The organism is Clostridium sp., from assembly GCF_036642255.1.
Classification (GTDB): domain Bacteria; phylum Bacillota; class Clostridia; order Clostridiales; family Clostridiaceae; genus Clostridium_J.
Window position 1 is genome coordinate 107,923 of the sequence record NZ_JAVWDJ010000001.1, and the last position, 15,213, is coordinate 123,135.

General features: G+C 32.0%; 13 protein-coding genes and 2 riboswitches. Of the genes, 1 reads left to right on the forward strand and 12 read right to left on the reverse strand.

The annotated features are described in order from the left end of the window. Positions 1 to 88: 88 nt before the first annotated feature. Positions 89 to 186, reverse strand: a riboswitch (purine riboswitch). Positions 187 to 390: 204 nt separating this feature from the next. Next, the gene (locus tag RR409_RS00450; protein WP_332555742.1) at positions 391 to 1,197 is read left to right on the forward strand and encodes an EAL domain-containing protein; all 807 of its coding nucleotides are present in this window, start codon (positions 391 to 393) and stop codon (positions 1,195 to 1,197) included. A 143-nt stretch (positions 1,198 to 1,340) separates the two neighbouring features. Here RR409_RS00450 and groL read toward each other — a convergent pair whose 3' ends face one another. The 12 genes from groL to RR409_RS00510 all read right to left on the reverse strand — a co-directional run bounded on the left by groL (position 1,341) and on the right by RR409_RS00510 (position 14,934). Then, positions 1,341 to 2,966, reverse strand: a complete 1,626-nt coding sequence (gene groL, locus RR409_RS00455; RefSeq protein ID WP_332555743.1) for a chaperonin GroEL — start codon at positions 2,964 to 2,966, stop codon at positions 1,341 to 1,343. 188 nt (positions 2,967 to 3,154) lie between these two features. Then, on the reverse strand, positions 3,155 to 3,439 hold the full coding sequence (gene groES, locus RR409_RS00460) for a co-chaperone GroES (protein ID WP_332555744.1): 285 nt from the start codon (positions 3,437 to 3,439) through the stop codon (positions 3,155 to 3,157). 202 nt (positions 3,440 to 3,641) lie between these two features. Continuing rightward, positions 3,642 to 4,373 carry a TVP38/TMEM64 family protein gene (locus tag RR409_RS00465; protein ID WP_332555745.1) on the reverse strand — a complete coding sequence of 244 codons (732 nt, stop codon included), beginning with the start codon at positions 4,371 to 4,373 and terminating at the stop codon, positions 3,642 to 3,644. Between the two features lie 166 nt (positions 4,374 to 4,539). Then, a complete protein-coding gene (locus tag RR409_RS00470; RefSeq protein WP_332555746.1) occupies positions 4,540 to 5,421 on the reverse strand; it encodes a DNA-3-methyladenine glycosylase in 882 nt (293 codons plus the stop codon). 245 nt (positions 5,422 to 5,666) lie between these two features. Then, the gene (gene gltA, locus RR409_RS00475) at positions 5,667 to 7,049 is read right to left on the reverse strand and encodes an NADPH-dependent glutamate synthase (protein ID WP_332555747.1); all 1,383 of its coding nucleotides are present in this window, start codon (positions 7,047 to 7,049) and stop codon (positions 5,667 to 5,669) included. Beyond that, on the reverse strand, positions 7,049 to 7,915 hold the full coding sequence (locus RR409_RS00480) for a sulfide/dihydroorotate dehydrogenase-like FAD/NAD-binding protein (RefSeq protein ID WP_332555748.1): 867 nt from the start codon (positions 7,913 to 7,915) through the stop codon (positions 7,049 to 7,051). Before RR409_RS00480 ends, gltA begins: the two co-directional genes overlap by 1 nt. Positions 7,916 to 8,019: 104 nt before the next feature. Beyond that, a riboswitch (glycine riboswitch) is annotated at positions 8,020 to 8,134 on the reverse strand. Positions 8,135 to 8,390: 256 nt separating this feature from the next. Continuing rightward, on the reverse strand, positions 8,391 to 9,416 hold the full coding sequence (locus RR409_RS00485) for a pyruvate kinase (protein ID WP_332555749.1): 1,026 nt from the start codon (positions 9,414 to 9,416) through the stop codon (positions 8,391 to 8,393). A 235-nt stretch (positions 9,417 to 9,651) separates the two neighbouring features. Beyond that, positions 9,652 to 10,500: a 3-hydroxybutyryl-CoA dehydrogenase gene (locus tag RR409_RS00490; RefSeq protein WP_332555750.1), complete on the reverse strand. Its 849-nt coding sequence runs from the start codon at positions 10,498 to 10,500 to the stop codon at positions 9,652 to 9,654. Positions 10,501 to 11,034: 534 nt separating this feature from the next. Then, the gene (locus RR409_RS00495) at positions 11,035 to 12,042 is read right to left on the reverse strand and encodes an electron transfer flavoprotein subunit alpha/FixB family protein (protein ID WP_332555751.1); all 1,008 of its coding nucleotides are present in this window, start codon (positions 12,040 to 12,042) and stop codon (positions 11,035 to 11,037) included. Between the two features lie 23 nt (positions 12,043 to 12,065). After that, on the reverse strand, positions 12,066 to 12,848 hold the full coding sequence (locus RR409_RS00500; protein ID WP_332555752.1) for an electron transfer flavoprotein subunit beta/FixA family protein: 783 nt from the start codon (positions 12,846 to 12,848) through the stop codon (positions 12,066 to 12,068). Positions 12,849 to 12,861: 13 nt separating this feature from the next. Further along, positions 12,862 to 14,001, reverse strand: a complete 1,140-nt coding sequence (locus RR409_RS00505) for an acyl-CoA dehydrogenase (RefSeq protein ID WP_332555753.1) — start codon at positions 13,999 to 14,001, stop codon at positions 12,862 to 12,864. 153 nt (positions 14,002 to 14,154) lie between these two features. Further along, entirely contained in the window at positions 14,155 to 14,934 is a 780-nt protein-coding gene (locus RR409_RS00510) for a short-chain-enoyl-CoA hydratase (RefSeq protein ID WP_332555754.1), read from the reverse strand. Positions 14,935 to 15,213 lie beyond the last annotated feature (279 nt).

Here is a 15,213-nt window from a genome sequence, read left to right on the forward strand (position 1 = left end):
CTTTGATTGAGATTAATAATCTCTATACAAAAAAGACATGTTAGCTTTACGAATATAAGTAAAACTAACATGTCCAACTTTTTATTATTGTACATGCAATCTTACTCATAGTCAGAAATTATCGGTTTCCGGTAGATACTCCTTGCCATATTCAAGGGATATATGAGCTAACGTTATTTAATTATTAACATCTAATGTTCGTTGGTTTCTTTAATTATATCTATTTTAGTTAATATAAAACAATTTGTCAAGATGTTATTTGAATTGTATTTAACTTCTTAATATTTGGCAATAATTCAGACATATCTTGTTATTTGGTTCTCATGGAGGGAATTTGCAATTTAAAAACAAGATTTCTAAATTCTTTTATTTATAAAGCGAGGTAAATTTATGGATAAGCTTTTAAAGTATAAAACAAAAGATCTTAATGTAGAGTTTAGTAAAATTCTAGAGGAAGAAGATATAAATATGATATTTCAGCCTATTGTTAACCTTAGTAATGGCGAAATATTAGGATATGAAGCTCTTTGCAGAGGACCTGCTAAGTCTCCCCTTCACCTACCAGACTTACTTTTTAAAACTGCTAAGAAATCTAACAAGGTAAATCTATTAGATGAATTAGCAAGGATAAAAGCCATAGAAAAATTTATCCCTTTTTTAAAAAGCTACAAGCTATTTATAAATATGATTCCCTTTAACATAAATGATTACGACTTTTATACCAGTAGCACCTTCCAGTGTTTAAGAGATAATGGCATTGATACTAGTAATATTGTGCTAGAAATAACTGAACAAGCCCCTATCCATTTAATGAAAAACTATAAAAAATTCATTAATGATGTAAAAGACCTGGGAATTAAAATTGCACTTGATGATGTAGGTTCCGGATATTCTGGACTAAAGACTATATTGGATGTTATTCCAGATTATTTGAAAATTGATATGGATCTTACAAGGGATATCCATAAGGATAACTTTAAAAGAAATTTAATTAAAGGTTTAGTAACTCTTTCTAACAATTGTGATATGAAAGTTATTGTGGAAGGTATTGAATGTAGAGAGGAACTTGAAACCATTATGGATGTTGGAGCCTATGGAGGTCAAGGCTACTTTTTACAAAGGCCAATAGATTTACCAGAAGATATTTCTATCGAAAGTAAAGAAGTTTTCAAGAATTATTTTTCTAGGACTATTTAAAAACATTTTAGTTACTTCAAGTCTATAAACTTCTATAATTAAACTAAAACTTAAAGTCCTTCACTAGTTTTTATACCAAGGTAATAAAATTTGAATTAGTAAAATAATAGAGGTAGGAATTTTTTCCTACCTCTACTTTTATTTTAGTACATTCCGTCCATTCCCATTCCTGGTCCCATTGGAGCTGGAGCACTTTTTTCTGGTATGTCTACTACTGCAGCTTCTGTTGTTAAGAAAGTTGCAGCTACTGAAGCTGCATTTTGAAGTGCACTTCTTGTAACCTTTGTAGGATCAACGATACCAACTTTAATCATGTCCACAAGTTCAGCTCTTAATACATCATATCCAACCTCTGGAGCTGAAGCTTTTACCTTTTCAATTATAACTGAAGCTTCTTCTCCTGCATTAGTAGCAATTTGTCTTAATGGTTCTTCAAGAGCTCTTCTTATGATGTTTATACCAACTTGAACTTCTGGAGTATCAGAAGTTAATTTAGCAACTTCTGTTATTGCATTAACATAAGCAGTTCCACCACCAGCAACTATTCCTTCTTCAACTGCTGCTTTTGTAGCTGCTAGAGCATCTTCTATTCTTAATTTCTTCTCTTTAAGCTCTGTTTCAGTAGCTGCTCCAACTTTTATTACAGCAACTCCACCTGAAAGTTTTGCAAGTCTTTCCATTAACTTTTCTTTATCAAACTCAGATGTTGTATCTTCTATTTGTCTCTTTATTTGATTTACTCTATTTTCTATATCTTCTTTATGTCCTCTACCATTTACCATAGTAGTATTTTCTTTTGAAATCTTAACGCTTTCAGCTCTTCCAAGCATTTCAATAGTAGCTTCCTTTAAGTCATAACCTAACTCTTCAGAAATTACTGTTCCACCAGTTAAAACTGCGATATCTTGTAGCATTTCTTTTCTTCTATCACCAAATCCAGGTGCTTTAACCGCTACACAAGTGAATGTTCCTCTTAACTTATTAACAACTAATGTTGCAATTGCTTCACTTTCAACATCTTCTGCTATAATTAATAGCTTTCTTCCTTGTTGAACGATTTGCTCAAGAACTGGTAAAATCTCTTGAATGTTAGAAATTTTCTTTTCACTAATTAATATATATGGATCGTCTAAAACAGCTTCCATCTTATCTGGATCTGTTACCATATACGCACTTAAGTATCCTCTGTCAAATTGCATACCTTCAACTACATCAAGTTCGGTTCCCATAGTTTTAGATTCTTCAACAGTGATAACACCTTCATTGCCTACTTTATCCATTGCTGATGCAATTAATGCTCCAATTTCTTCATCAGCAGCTGATATAGCAGCAACTCTTGCTATGTCTTCTTTTCCATTTACAGGTTTAGAATATTTTTTTATTTCCTCTACTGCTTTATCTACAGCCATTTTGATACCATTTCTAATTAACATTGGATTTGATCCAGCAGTAACATTTTTTAAACCTTCTCTAATAATAGCTTGAGCTAAAACTGTTGCAGTAGTTGTACCGTCTCCAGCTACGTCATTTGTTTTAGTAGCTACTTCTTTAACAAGTTGAGCTCCCATATTTTCATATGGATCTTCAAGTTCTATTTCTCTAGCGATAGTTACACCATCATTAGTGATAAGTGGTGATCCAAATTTTTTATCTAAAATAACGTTTCTTCCTTTAGGTCCTAATGTAACTTTAACTGTATTCGCAAGAGTATCTACACCTCTTTGCATTCCTCTTCTAGCTTCTTCTCCAAATAAAATGCTTTTAGCCATATTAAACCTCCTAATTATTTCTTTATTTTATTTCCTAATTAACAAGCCGACTTATTTTCAAAACTTTGAAAGAATATTTACACTTATCAAAGTTCATTCATTTAGTTCAACTACTATTTAAATTTATTATCATTTATTAGATAACATTTTTAAGTCACTACAATGCAGTTAAAATATTAACATTAGTATTACTCTATAACTGCTAATATGTCATCTTGTCTTAAAATAATGTATTCTGTACCTTCATACTTAATCTCATTTCCTGAGTACTTAGAAAATAACACCTTATCTCCTACTTTTAGTTCCATTTTAACTTCTTTACCATCAACATAGCTTCCTGGACCTACTGCTACTACTTCTGCTTCCTGTGGCTTCTCCTTTGACGTTCCCGTTAGAACTATTCCACTCTTAGTGGTTTCCTCTGCTTCTAATCTTTTAATTACAACTCTGTCTCCAAGTGGTCTGATACTCATAAAAAAACCTCCTTAAATTTATGTTTATATAAATTTGAAAATATACAATGTCCTTGTTAGCACTCATCATTATTGAGTGCTAATTACAATATTTATGATAAAGAAAACTTCCATTATTATCAAGAGTTATTACACTATTTTATGTGCGAAATTAAGTCATTATATGAAATTATCTTTAATTTTCTAATTCTTTCACACATTATCATTGTTTATGTTTTGGTTGATGTATTCTATGGAAAAAATCTATAATTTCATGCCCTTTCCATACTCCTACTCCAAATAATGTAACTGCTACAACAGCAATTATAATCATTACTGTATAATTTTCCATATGTATTCCTTGCCCAAAATAAGCAGACATAAGCACCCATGGAAATCTCCCAAGGGAGGAATAAATTATGAAATCTACCAAGCTCACATTAGAAACCCCTGCAACATATACTAGTACGTCCTTAGGTATTCCGGGAATTAAGTAAATTATAAGTATTACACTCTTGCTACTACCTGCATCAAGTACTTTTTTAAATCTTTTAAGTCCCTTTTTTTCAATCATTTTTATTACATGTTTTTTTACAAAATACTTTGCAAACAAGTACCCAATAGTGCTACCCATTAAGATTCCAGCACTAGATAGTATGCTTCCCCAAAAAGTACCAAAAATATACCCTCCAGCTACTTGAGTTACTTCTCCTGGAATAAAGAAAATTACTACTTGAATAATTTGAATTCCGACGAACATTAACACACTGAAAGGTCCATAAGATAATATCCACTTCTTAAGTTCTTCAGGATTTTGAAACATAGTTGAATGCTTAAAAAACAGCTCATATCCTGCAATGAGTAACGGAATTATAATAATGGCTAAAAACAACTTAAATCTATGTTCTTTAAATTTTTCTACTACAAATAATAGTGATTTTTTAATCTTATTCATAGGTTTCTCCTATTAGGCATTTAAAAATAACAAATCAAAGATAAGTGGATATTTTCCATGGGAAAGGAAAGCAGAGGCCCTATTAATCAGTTTCTTTCAGTAGGCTTTGCTCACAGAATTTCAACCAATGGAATATCACACTTACTAGCTATTTTATTAAGTAGCCTTACTCAATTTTAATATTATTTTCTCTAGCATAGTAAAATAAGTATTGTTGTGCAAATCCAGAAAGTGTGCCAAATTTATCTCTTCCAAAGGTTCTTATTTTAGGTAATGATACATCAGGTGCTAAATAAAAAAATTGCATAGCTCTTTTTACCCAAACATCTACAGGAAATGCAGAATACTTTTCCATAGAAAACAACATTATGCAATCGGAAACCTTAGGACCTACGCCATTAAATTTCTTTAAGCCTTCATGGCATTCATCATCATTTAAACTCTTAATCTCTTCAAGGTCATAAATACCCTCACAAACATTCTTAATAGCATCTATTATATACTTTGCTCTAAACCCTACTCCCAATGCTTCTATTTCTTCCATTTGTGCATCTCTTAAAGCTTCTGGCAACGGAAATGTATAATAGGTATTATCCTTGTATGTTATAGGATTTCCGTACTTTTTGCTTATATTTTCAATAGCTCTCTTTATCATTGGTATTCTATTGTTGGCAGAAGTTATAAAGGATACCAATATTTCAAAGGGCTCTTGCTGTAGTAATCTTATTCCATAACCAAAATCTACTGCCTTTTTAAGAAGAGGATCTTTGCTAAGTTCATCCTTAATTTTACTATAATTTCTTTTTAAATCAAAATAATCACACCATATACTATTAAAATCTTCTAGATTGGTGTTATATATTATTATATTATTACCATTTTTTTCTACTTCTATGACTTTTCCAAAGGCTACCCCTATATAATTGTTGTTTTTTTGCCTATGCCATCTAAAACATTGCCCACAATCAAATATATGAGGTAGTTCAAAACTTTGTACTTCCTTTAAAATAACCTTACCTTCTTCTTCCACCACTTCTTTAAAATCCACTTTATCACTCCATTCTATATGTAAATTTTTCTAATTAATAATTCTATAATAATATCGAAAACTAATTGCGTAAACTTAAATTCGTTAAAATAACATAAAAATTAGCACTAAGACTATTCTCAGCACTAATGTCACAAATTATTCCATTTAAATCTATATTGATTTTCAATACTTCTAAAATACTTAGGGAGTTAAAGCATAAAAGGCCACCCTTTAGGTGACCTTTATATATAAAGCTTTATTATTTATTTAGAAAGATCAGCATCTATAGCTTTAGCCGCTTTTTTACCAGCTTCCATAGCAAGTATAACTGTAGCTGCACCTGTTACGGCATCTCCACCAGCATATACTCTTGCTTTAGATGTTAGTCCAGTTTCTTCATCTGCTACTATACACTTCCATTTGTTTATTTCAAGCTCTGGAGTAGTTGCAGGAATAAGTGGATTTGGTGATGTTCCTAGTGACATTATAACTGTGTCACAATCTAAGATAAACTCAGAACTTGGAACCTCTTGTGGTCTTCTTCTTCCAGATGCATCTGGTTCCCCAAGTTCCATTCTTACACACTTCATACCTTTAACCCAACCTCTTTCATCTCCTAAAATCTCAGTTGGATTCACAAGAAGGTCAAGGATAATTCCTTCTTCTTTAGCGTGATGAACTTCTTCTACTCTTGCTGGAAGTTCAGCTTCACTTCTTCTATATACAATATGAGTTTCTGAACCAAGTCTTAATGCCGTTCTTGCTGCGTCCATAGCAACGTTTCCGCCCCCAACTACAGCAACAACCTTACCAGATTTTATTGGTGTTGAATACTCTTTCTTAAAGGCTTTCATCAAGTTGTTTCTTGTTAAGAATTCATTTGCAGAGAATACTCCATTTAAGTTTTCTCCTGGTATTCCCATGAATTTTGGAAGACCTGCACCTGAACCTATAAATACTGCTTCAAATTTTTCTTCACTAATTAATTCATCAATTGTAACAGTTCTACCAACAATAACATTCGTTTCAATCTTAACGCCTAATTTTTTAAGGTTGTTTATTTCATGTTTAACTACTGTATCCTTCGGTAATCTGAACTCAGGAATTCCATATACTAAAACTCCACCTGGCTCATGTAATGCTTCAAATACAGTTACATCATAACCCATTTTAGCAAGGTCTCCAGCACAAGTTATTCCTGCAGGGCCTGATCCTATTACAGCTACTTTTTTATTCTTTTTCTCAACTTCTTTTGTTAAATCTACATTGTTTTCTCTTGACCAGTCAGCTACAAATCTCTCAAGTTTACCTATAGCTACTGATTCTCCTTTTATTCCAAGAACACATTTACTCTCACATTGTAATTCTTGAGGACATACTCTTCCGCAAACTGCTGGAAGTGCAGTATATTTATCTAATGCCTTAGCAGCTGCTTCAAAATCTTTATTTTTAACATGTTGAATAAACTCTGGTACATCTATAGATACTGGACATTTACCAACACAAGGCTTATTCTTGCAATTTAAGCATCTTGATGCTTCTTGAATTGCTTCTTCTTCTGTATATCCTAAGCAAACCTCTTCGAAGTTTGCAGCTCTTACTTTTGCATTTTGCTCTGCAATTGGAGTTTTCTTCATTCTATCCATTATGCATTTCCTCCTCTTCCACAACCTGGCTTCATAGTATCTTTAACTATCTCTTCATCTTTGTACATTGATAATCTCTTAAGTGCTTCATCAAAATTAACTTTATGTCCATCAAACTCTGGACCATCAACGCAAGCAAATTTAGTTTCATCCCCTACAGTAATTCTACAAGCACCACACATACCTGTTCCATCTACCATAATTGGGTTTAAACTTACTATAGTTTTTACTCCTAATTCCTCTGTTAACTTACATACAAATTTCATCATGATCATTGGACCAATAGCAACAACTAAGTCATATTTCTTTCCTTCATTGTTTACTAGATCTTTTAACTTTTCAGTAACTAATCCTTTGAAGCCATGAGTACCATCATCAGTAGTCACATAAGCATTTCCTGCAACTGCTTTCATTTCTTCTTCTAAAATTACCATATCTTTAGTTTTGTATCCCATGATAACATCTGCTTTTATTCCTTGCTGATGTAACCATTTCACTTGAGGATAAACTGGTGCTGTACCAACTCCTCCAGCTATAAACATTATATTTTTTTGTTTTAATTCTTCCATGTCTTCATGAAGAAGTTCTGATGGCATTCCTAAAGGACCAACAAAATCATAGAAGCTATCTCCTACTTCAAAGTTTGCCATTTCTTTCGTAGTGCAACCCATTGTTTGAACTACAATAGTAACTGTGCCCTTTGCCGCATCTGTATCACAAACAGTTAATGGTACTCTTTCTCCCTTTTCATCCATTCTAATGATAATAAATTGACCTGGTTTTGCAGATTTAGCTACTCTTGGTGCTTCAATTTTCATCATGAAAATTACAGGAGTCAAAACCTTTTTCTCAACAATTTTATACATAATACTTTCCTCCACATCTAAACATTTGTGTAATGAATTAAATATTTGTTTAATTTTTAACATAAAAAAACAGACAATCTGCAAAACTACATTAAAAATAATGCTATTTACATCCTGTCCTTTTATCTGAAAGTTTCCCTAAGGTTCTTAAGGTACTCCTTAAAATTCCTTAAGTTTCTTCTTCGATGTCCATTTTAGGCTCTCTCCAGGGTTGTGTCTGATTATTGTATCTTACCTGAAAGCTTCTGAATAAATCATAGCATTGTTTATTCATTTCTTCTACGGTTACCTCTACGAGGTATCTCCAATAACCCTCATCCACACAGTATTTTCTTTACACATATATTTTATAATTTAAATCAATTATAGTCAACATGAACATAGTGTAGAATGTGTGAATATTTTAAAAACCCTGAAAAAAGTCGTAAAACATTATAATATAACATAATATGCTTACTAAATATTGCTACTTTTTTTACTTATATCTATCAATGGTTCTTTTTAACAAAGAAACTGTTTCTATCGGATACTTTCCTACAGACACTTCCCCTGCAAGCATTACTCCTGAAACCTGATTACTTATAAAATTATATATTTCATTTACTTCTGCCACATTAGGTACAGTGGAATACTTCATTGATTCTAATATGTATGTTGCAATAATAAACTCTTTTTTACTTTTTTTCATAATATTCATTAGCTGCGATTGTATTTTCGGCATTTCAGTTATCTCCACTTCTGCAGACAAATCACCGCGTCCTAGCATTATTCCATCCACAGCTTTAAGTATCTGATGGAAATTCCTTATAGCTTCTTTACATTCAACCTTAGCCCATATTTTCGGGCTCTTGTACTGCGGATTATTTTTTATTAATTTATTTATATATGTCTTTAACTCATTTATATTCTTCTCAGAAGTAACATAGGAAAGGCATATAATATCAACCTTATTTTTAAGTCCAAATAATATATCTTTCTTGTCTTTACCTGTTAGTCCCATTCCTCTTCTATCTATGTTAGGTACATTTATACCCTTTTCTCCCCTTATAATTCCGCCTCTTACTACAGTAGTCTTAATTAACTCCTTGTCCTTTATTCTACTATCAACCTTAAACATCATAGTAGCATCTTTCATTAAAATATTTTTTGATTCATATAGTAAGGAGAATTTACCTTCTAGTTTTACAGGAATCAAAATATAACTTTCACTACTATTATAATTTTTAGAATAAAACTCCTCACTGCAAAAGAAAATTTCTTCATTTGGGTGAACCCTGATAGTTCTTTTAAGTAATGAAGATATTCTCAATTTATTTCCTTGAAGGTCTTGTATTATTGGTATTTGTGGATAATTTTCCTTAGCATAAATCATTAATTCCTTTGCTAACTCATAATTTATGTGAGAAAAATTAAATCTCATCATATTCATTCCGGCACTAGCTAAATTATCTATATCTATCTTTTCTTTTACATTTGGTCCCATTGAACAAACTATCTTCATGCTATACTCCTAACACATATATCGAAAAACCTTATAAATATTACAATATGTTCTAATTATAACATATCCAAATTGGTTATCTATAATCAAAAATATAAGTATTTTAATTTATAATCAATGTTAATGGCATTTTACTATACCATTAGTATAAAATTGATAAACTCTTCATTTTATAGAAAAAACTCTAGATAAAAATCTAGAGTTTTACTGAAAAGAATTAACTTTAGTTTACATATTATTTTGCGTAATTGTGGAATCCTCTTCCTGATTTTCTTCCAAGATATCCAGCTCTAACGTATTTTCTTAATAAACTGTGAGCTCTATATTTTGTATCTCCAGTTTCTTTATATAATATATCCATTATTGCAAGGCATACATCAAGTCCAATTAGATCCCCTAACGCTAATGGTCCCATTGGATGATTTGCCCCAAGCATCATAGCTTTATCAATATCTTCTACACTAGCAATACCTTCTGCAAGGATACCCACAGCTTCATTAATCATCGGAACTAATATTCTATTAACTACGAATCCTGGTGCTTCTGCAACTTCTACAGGCTCTTTTGCAATTGCTAAAGTTACTTCTTTTATTGCATTGTAAGTCTCTTCAGAAGTTGCCATTCCCCTAATGATTTCAACTAATTTCATTATAGTTGCTGGGTTGAAAAAGTGCATTCCTATAACTTTATCAGGTCTTGAAGTAGCTGTAGCTATTTCAGTTATGGAAAGTGATGAAGTATTTGTAGCTAAAATTGCTCCTGGCTTGCAAATCCTATCTAGGTCTGCAAATATTTGTTTCTTAATATCCATTTTCTCTACAGCAGCTTCTATTACTAAATCTACATCATCTAATAAATTTAAATCTGTAGTTCCACTAATTCTTGATAGTATTGCCTCTACTTCCTCATTAGTGATTTTTCCCTTTGCAGCAAGTTTATCTAGGCCCTTTTTTATGCCTGATATTCCCTTATCCACAAACTCATCTTTTATATCTCTTATTATTACTTCGTAACCTTTAGCTGCGAAAGCTTGAGCTATTCCAGCTCCCATAGTACCAGCACCAAGAACACAAATTTTTTCCATTATACAACACCTCTTTATTAATTTATAAAATTTAAAATTAGCTTTACACATGTTGAAAATAACTAGTTTATTTTATTTTAAGTATCCGATATAGCACTTTTAGTTCTACTTAATCATAACACCTAAAATCACTTGTATACTTCCGAACTCATTACTAGTAACTTCAAGTTTTATTAGTATCTAAATTGTTCATTACAAAAATTTTTTAAATAAAAAAACTTACGCAGATATTTTTTAATATATCCCTTACTGCAAGTGTTCCATGTTACCCATATTCAAGTTTTGTGCACATAGTTATATAAATTTATATAACTATATTAACATAATTTCTCATAATTTATAGCACTTTTATAAACTTTATTAATTTTTTAGAAGATTAACACTTAAACCTTCTTTAAATTATAGCTACTTTTTATAACTTTATTTTAATTTAATTATTCTCTAACTAAAGTGTTTAAACAAAATGAATTATTGATTTTTAATAGTTTAAACCCCAATACTGTAAAAATATTGGGGTAAAATATCAAGTAATTATTATTTTTTCATTGCCTTATATTGTGCTGTTAATTCAGGAACTATTTTCATATAGTCTCCAACTAATGCAACGTCAGCCATTTTCATGATTGGTGCGTCTGCATCTTTATTTATAGCAATAATAAAGTTAGAATCTTGCATACCAGCTAAGTGCTGAATAGCTCCTGAAATACCACAAGCTACATAGATTGTTGGTCTAACAGTTTTTCCTGTTTGTCCTACTTGAAGAGCCTTATCAACCCAACCATTATCTACAGCAGCTCTTGAACCAGCTACAGTTCCGCCCATAGCATCAGCAAGTTCTTTTAAAACTGAGAAGTTTTCTTTAGAACCAACACCTCTACCACCAGATACGATAAAGTCAGCTTCGATAATATCTCCTACTTCTTTAATAACCTTAACAACTTCTAAAACTTCAGTTCTTATATCTTCCTTAGATAATACTACATTAGCCTTTTCTATTTGGAAGCTTCTATTTTCATCTTTTTCTAACTTTTCAAAAACTCCTGGTCTTACTGTTGACATTTGTGGTCTATGATCTCCACAAACGATAGTAGCCATTAAGTTTCCTCCGAAAGCTGGTCTTGTCATTAATAAGTTATTGTTAGTTTCGTCTATATCTAAAGAAGTACAGTCAGCTGTAAGACCTGTTGATAATTTCCCAGCAACTCTTGGTCCTAAGTCTCTTCCGATATAACTAGCGCCTATGAACATTATTTCAGGTTTTTTCTCATTAATTACATCAGCAATAACCTTTGCATATCCATCAGTTGTGTAATGGCTTAATAGCTCATGATCTGCAACTAGAACTTTATCAGCTCCAAATGCTCCTAACTCTTTTGCCATTGCATCTATGTTTGTATGTCCAAGAAGTAATGCAGTAAGCTCTACTCCTAATTTATCAGCTATTTCTCTACCTTTTCCTAATAATTCTAATGCTACATTTTGAAGCTCTCCGTCTCTTTGCTCTGCAAAGACCCAAACTCCTTTATAATCTGCTATATTCATGGTATTTCCCTCCTACTTATATCTTAGATGAAGTGTTTTTCTTTTAGTTTTGCTAGTGCGATTGCAGCAGCTTCTTTTGGTGATACGTTGTATATTTCGCCTTGTCCTTTAGATTCTTTTGCCCAAGATTTTTTAACCTTTGTAGGTGAACCTTTAAGACCTAAAACTGCCACGTCAACTTTAATATCATTAACGCTCCACACTTTAATTTCTTTTTCTTTAGCCATTGAGAATATATTTTTAATGTTCATGTATCTTGGAACATTTAAAGTTTCGATAGCTGTTAAAAGTACTGGAGTTTGAACTTTAATGTACTCATATCCATCTTCCCAAGCTCTTCTAACTTTTAATCCATTCTCTTCTGGTTTAACTTCTTCAACATAAGTTATTTGTGGAAGGTTTAAATGTTCAGCAATCTCTGGTCCAACTTGTGCTGTATCTCCATCGATAGCTTGTCTTCCTGCAAATATTATATCGTATTCTAAGTTTTTAATAGTAGCAGCTAAAGCATGAGATGTTGCAAGAGTATCTGCTCCTGCGAAAGCTCTATCTGTAATTAATATAGCCTCATCTGCTCCCATTGCTAATGCTTCTTCTAAAGCAACTCTAGCTTGTGGAGGTCCCATTGTTACAACAGTAACATGAGCACCATGTTCATCTTTTAATCTTAATGCTTCTTCTAAAGCATTTTTATCATCTGGATTTATTATTGAAGGAACACCATCTCTTATAAGAGTTCCTGTTTTTGGATCTATTTTAACTTCATTTGTATCTGGAACTTGTTTTACGCAAACAACTATTTTCATCTTTCACTACCTCCTACTTTAATATGCTTCCTGCGATAACCATTCTTTGAACTTGAGAAGTTCCTTCGTAAATTTCAGTTATCTTAGCATCTCTCATCATTCTTTCAACTGGGTATTCTTTTGTATATCCATATCCACCAAAGATTTGAACTGCTTTAGTTGTAACTTCCATAGCTACTTCTGAAGCAAATAATTTAGCTCTAGCAGCTTCTACAGAGTATGGTAGACCTTTATCTTTGTTGTAAGCAGCTTTGTATACTAATAATCTTGCAGCTTCAACTTTAACATCCATTTCAGCAATCATCCACTGTAAACCTTGAAATGCAGAAAGTGGCTTTCCAAATTGTTTTCTTTCTTTCATGTAGTTAGCTGACTCTTCTAGTGCTCCTTGAGCAATTCCTAACGCTTGAGCAGCTATACCAATTCTTCCGCCATCTAAAGTATGCATTGCAACTCTAAATCCTTGTCCTTCTTTTCCAAGTAAGTTTTCTTTTGGAACTATACAGTTTTCGAATACTAACTCAGTTGTTGAAGATGCTCTTATTCCTAATTTTTCTTCAACTTTTCCAATTGAGAATCCTGGGAACTCTTTCTCAACTATGAAAGCAGAGATTCCTTTAGTTCCTTTTGATTTATCTGTCATAGCCATTACTATGAATACGTCAGCAACTCCACCGTTAGTGATGAATATTTTTGAACCATTTAATATATAGTTATCTCCCTCTAAAACAGCTGTTGTTTGTTGTCCTGCAGCATCTGTTCCAGCGTTTGGCTCTGTTAATCCAAAAGCACCAATCTTTTCACCTTTAGCAAGTGGTGTTAGGTATTTTTCTTTTTGTGCTTGTGTACCAAAGCTATATATTGGAGCAGCACATAATGAAGCATGAGCTGATAATATAACTCCTGTAGTTCCGCATACTCTTGATAGTTCTTCTACAGCTATTGCGTAAGATAGGTTATCTCCACCCGCTCCGCCAAATTCAGTTGGGAATTGAATACCCATCATATTATATCTTGCCATTTTCTCAACGTTTTCCATTGGGAATCTTTCAGTAACATCTATTTCAGCGGCAATGGGCTTAACATCAGTTTCAGCAAATTCCCTTACCATTTTTCTTACAAAATCTTGTTCCTTAGTTAATGAAAAGTTCATTTTCTTACCTCCTATAATTTATCCATTTTAAGTTATATTTTTAACAATTAAGAGTTGCCTTCAATAAGGCACTTTTTCAATTAGCGCTATTTATCCTATAAGTAAACTTTTATTTTAGAGGCTAGGACGCTAGCCTCTAAAGCATGGTTAAAATTATCTATTTTTGAAATCCTTATCTCTCTTTTCAACAAAAGCAGTCATGCCTTCTTTTTGATCTTCAGTGCTAAAGCAAAGTCCGAATACTTCTGCTTCATACATGATAGCATTGTCAATATCCATTTGCATTCCTTTATTTATAGCAGTCTTGCATAACTTAACTGCAATAGGTGCATTTTTTGATATTTTACTTGCTATAGCTTTAGCTTCATCTAGTAAAGTTTCTGGTTCTACAACCTTATTCACTAAACCAATTCTTAAAGCTTCTTCTGCTGTAATAATATCACCTGTGTATATTAGTTGTTTTGCCATTCCTTCTCCAACAAGTCTAGATAATCTCTGAGTTCCGCCAAACCCAGGTGTGATACCTAACCCTACTTCAGGTTGACCAAATTTAGCTTTAGTTGATGCTATCCTCATATCACATGCCATTGAAAGTTCGCATCCACCACCTAGTGCAAAACCGTTTATTGCAGCAATAACTGGTTTATCTAAGTTTTCTAGTTTTCTAAAAACTTTGTTTCCTAGCATTCCAAAGTTTCTTCCTTCTATTGGATTTAAATCTTTCATTTCTGATATATCGGCTCCAGCTACAAAAGCTTTTCCTTCACCAGTTAAAACAACTACATATAATTCACTGTCATTTGCAATAGTATCAATAACATTATCTAATTCTTTTAAAGTTTCTGAATTTAAAGCATTTAATGCTTTAGGTCTATTAATTTTAACTATTGCTAAATTTCCCTCTTTTTCAAGGATGATATTATTGTAATTCATCTTTCCATCTCCCCGTGATTTTTTTCCTGCATTACTTGTTAATTACGTAACAAGTAAAAATAAAAATAATTGAAGCTCTTCAGCCTCAATTATTATTATATATGGTATCTAATAACATTTCAATATATATTTAAAGTTTTTTGAATTTAAATCTTCATATTAAATCTAAGGATTTCTTTTAAATGCCATCGTACTCCTACACTTGATAATATGTAGTTCTAAGATTGTAGATTATTGTACTGTATGTTAAAAGGTTCCACATTAAAATAAATGGTTTAA

Excerpts from the sequence above, each read along its gene's own strand:
- RR409_RS00450 (WP_332555742.1), top strand. The coding sequence starts at position 391 with ATGGATAAGCTTTTAAAGTATAAAACAAAAGATCTTAATGTAGAGTTT.
- groL (WP_332555743.1), bottom strand. The coding sequence starts at position 2,966 with ATGGCTAAAAGCATTTTATTTGGAGAAGAAGCTAGAAGAGGAATGCAA.
- groES (WP_332555744.1), bottom strand. The coding sequence starts at position 3,439 with ATGAGTATCAGACCACTTGGAGACAGAGTTGTAATTAAAAGATTAGAA.
- RR409_RS00465 (WP_332555745.1), bottom strand. The coding sequence starts at position 4,373 with ATGAATAAGATTAAAAAATCACTATTATTTGTAGTAGAAAAATTTAAA.
- gltA (WP_332555747.1), bottom strand. The coding sequence starts at position 7,049 with ATGGATAGAATGAAGAAAACTCCAATTGCAGAGCAAAATGCAAAAGTA.
- RR409_RS00480 (WP_332555748.1), bottom strand. The coding sequence starts at position 7,915 with ATGTATAAAATTGTTGAGAAAAAGGTTTTGACTCCTGTAATTTTCATG.
- RR409_RS00485 (WP_332555749.1), bottom strand. The coding sequence starts at position 9,416 with ATGAAGATAGTTTGTTCAATGGGACCAAATGTAAAAGAAAAGATAGAT.
- RR409_RS00490 (WP_332555750.1), bottom strand. The coding sequence starts at position 10,500 with ATGGAAAAAATTTGTGTTCTTGGTGCTGGTACTATGGGAGCTGGAATA.
- RR409_RS00495 (WP_332555751.1), bottom strand. The coding sequence starts at position 12,042 with ATGAATATAGCAGATTATAAAGGAGTTTGGGTCTTTGCAGAGCAAAGA.
- RR409_RS00500 (WP_332555752.1), bottom strand. The coding sequence starts at position 12,848 with ATGAAAATAGTTGTTTGCGTAAAACAAGTTCCAGATACAAATGAAGTT.
- RR409_RS00505 (WP_332555753.1), bottom strand. The coding sequence starts at position 14,001 with ATGAACTTTTCATTAACTAAGGAACAAGATTTTGTAAGAAAAATGGTA.
- RR409_RS00510 (WP_332555754.1), bottom strand. The coding sequence starts at position 14,934 with ATGAATTACAATAATATCATCCTTGAAAAAGAGGGAAATTTAGCAATA.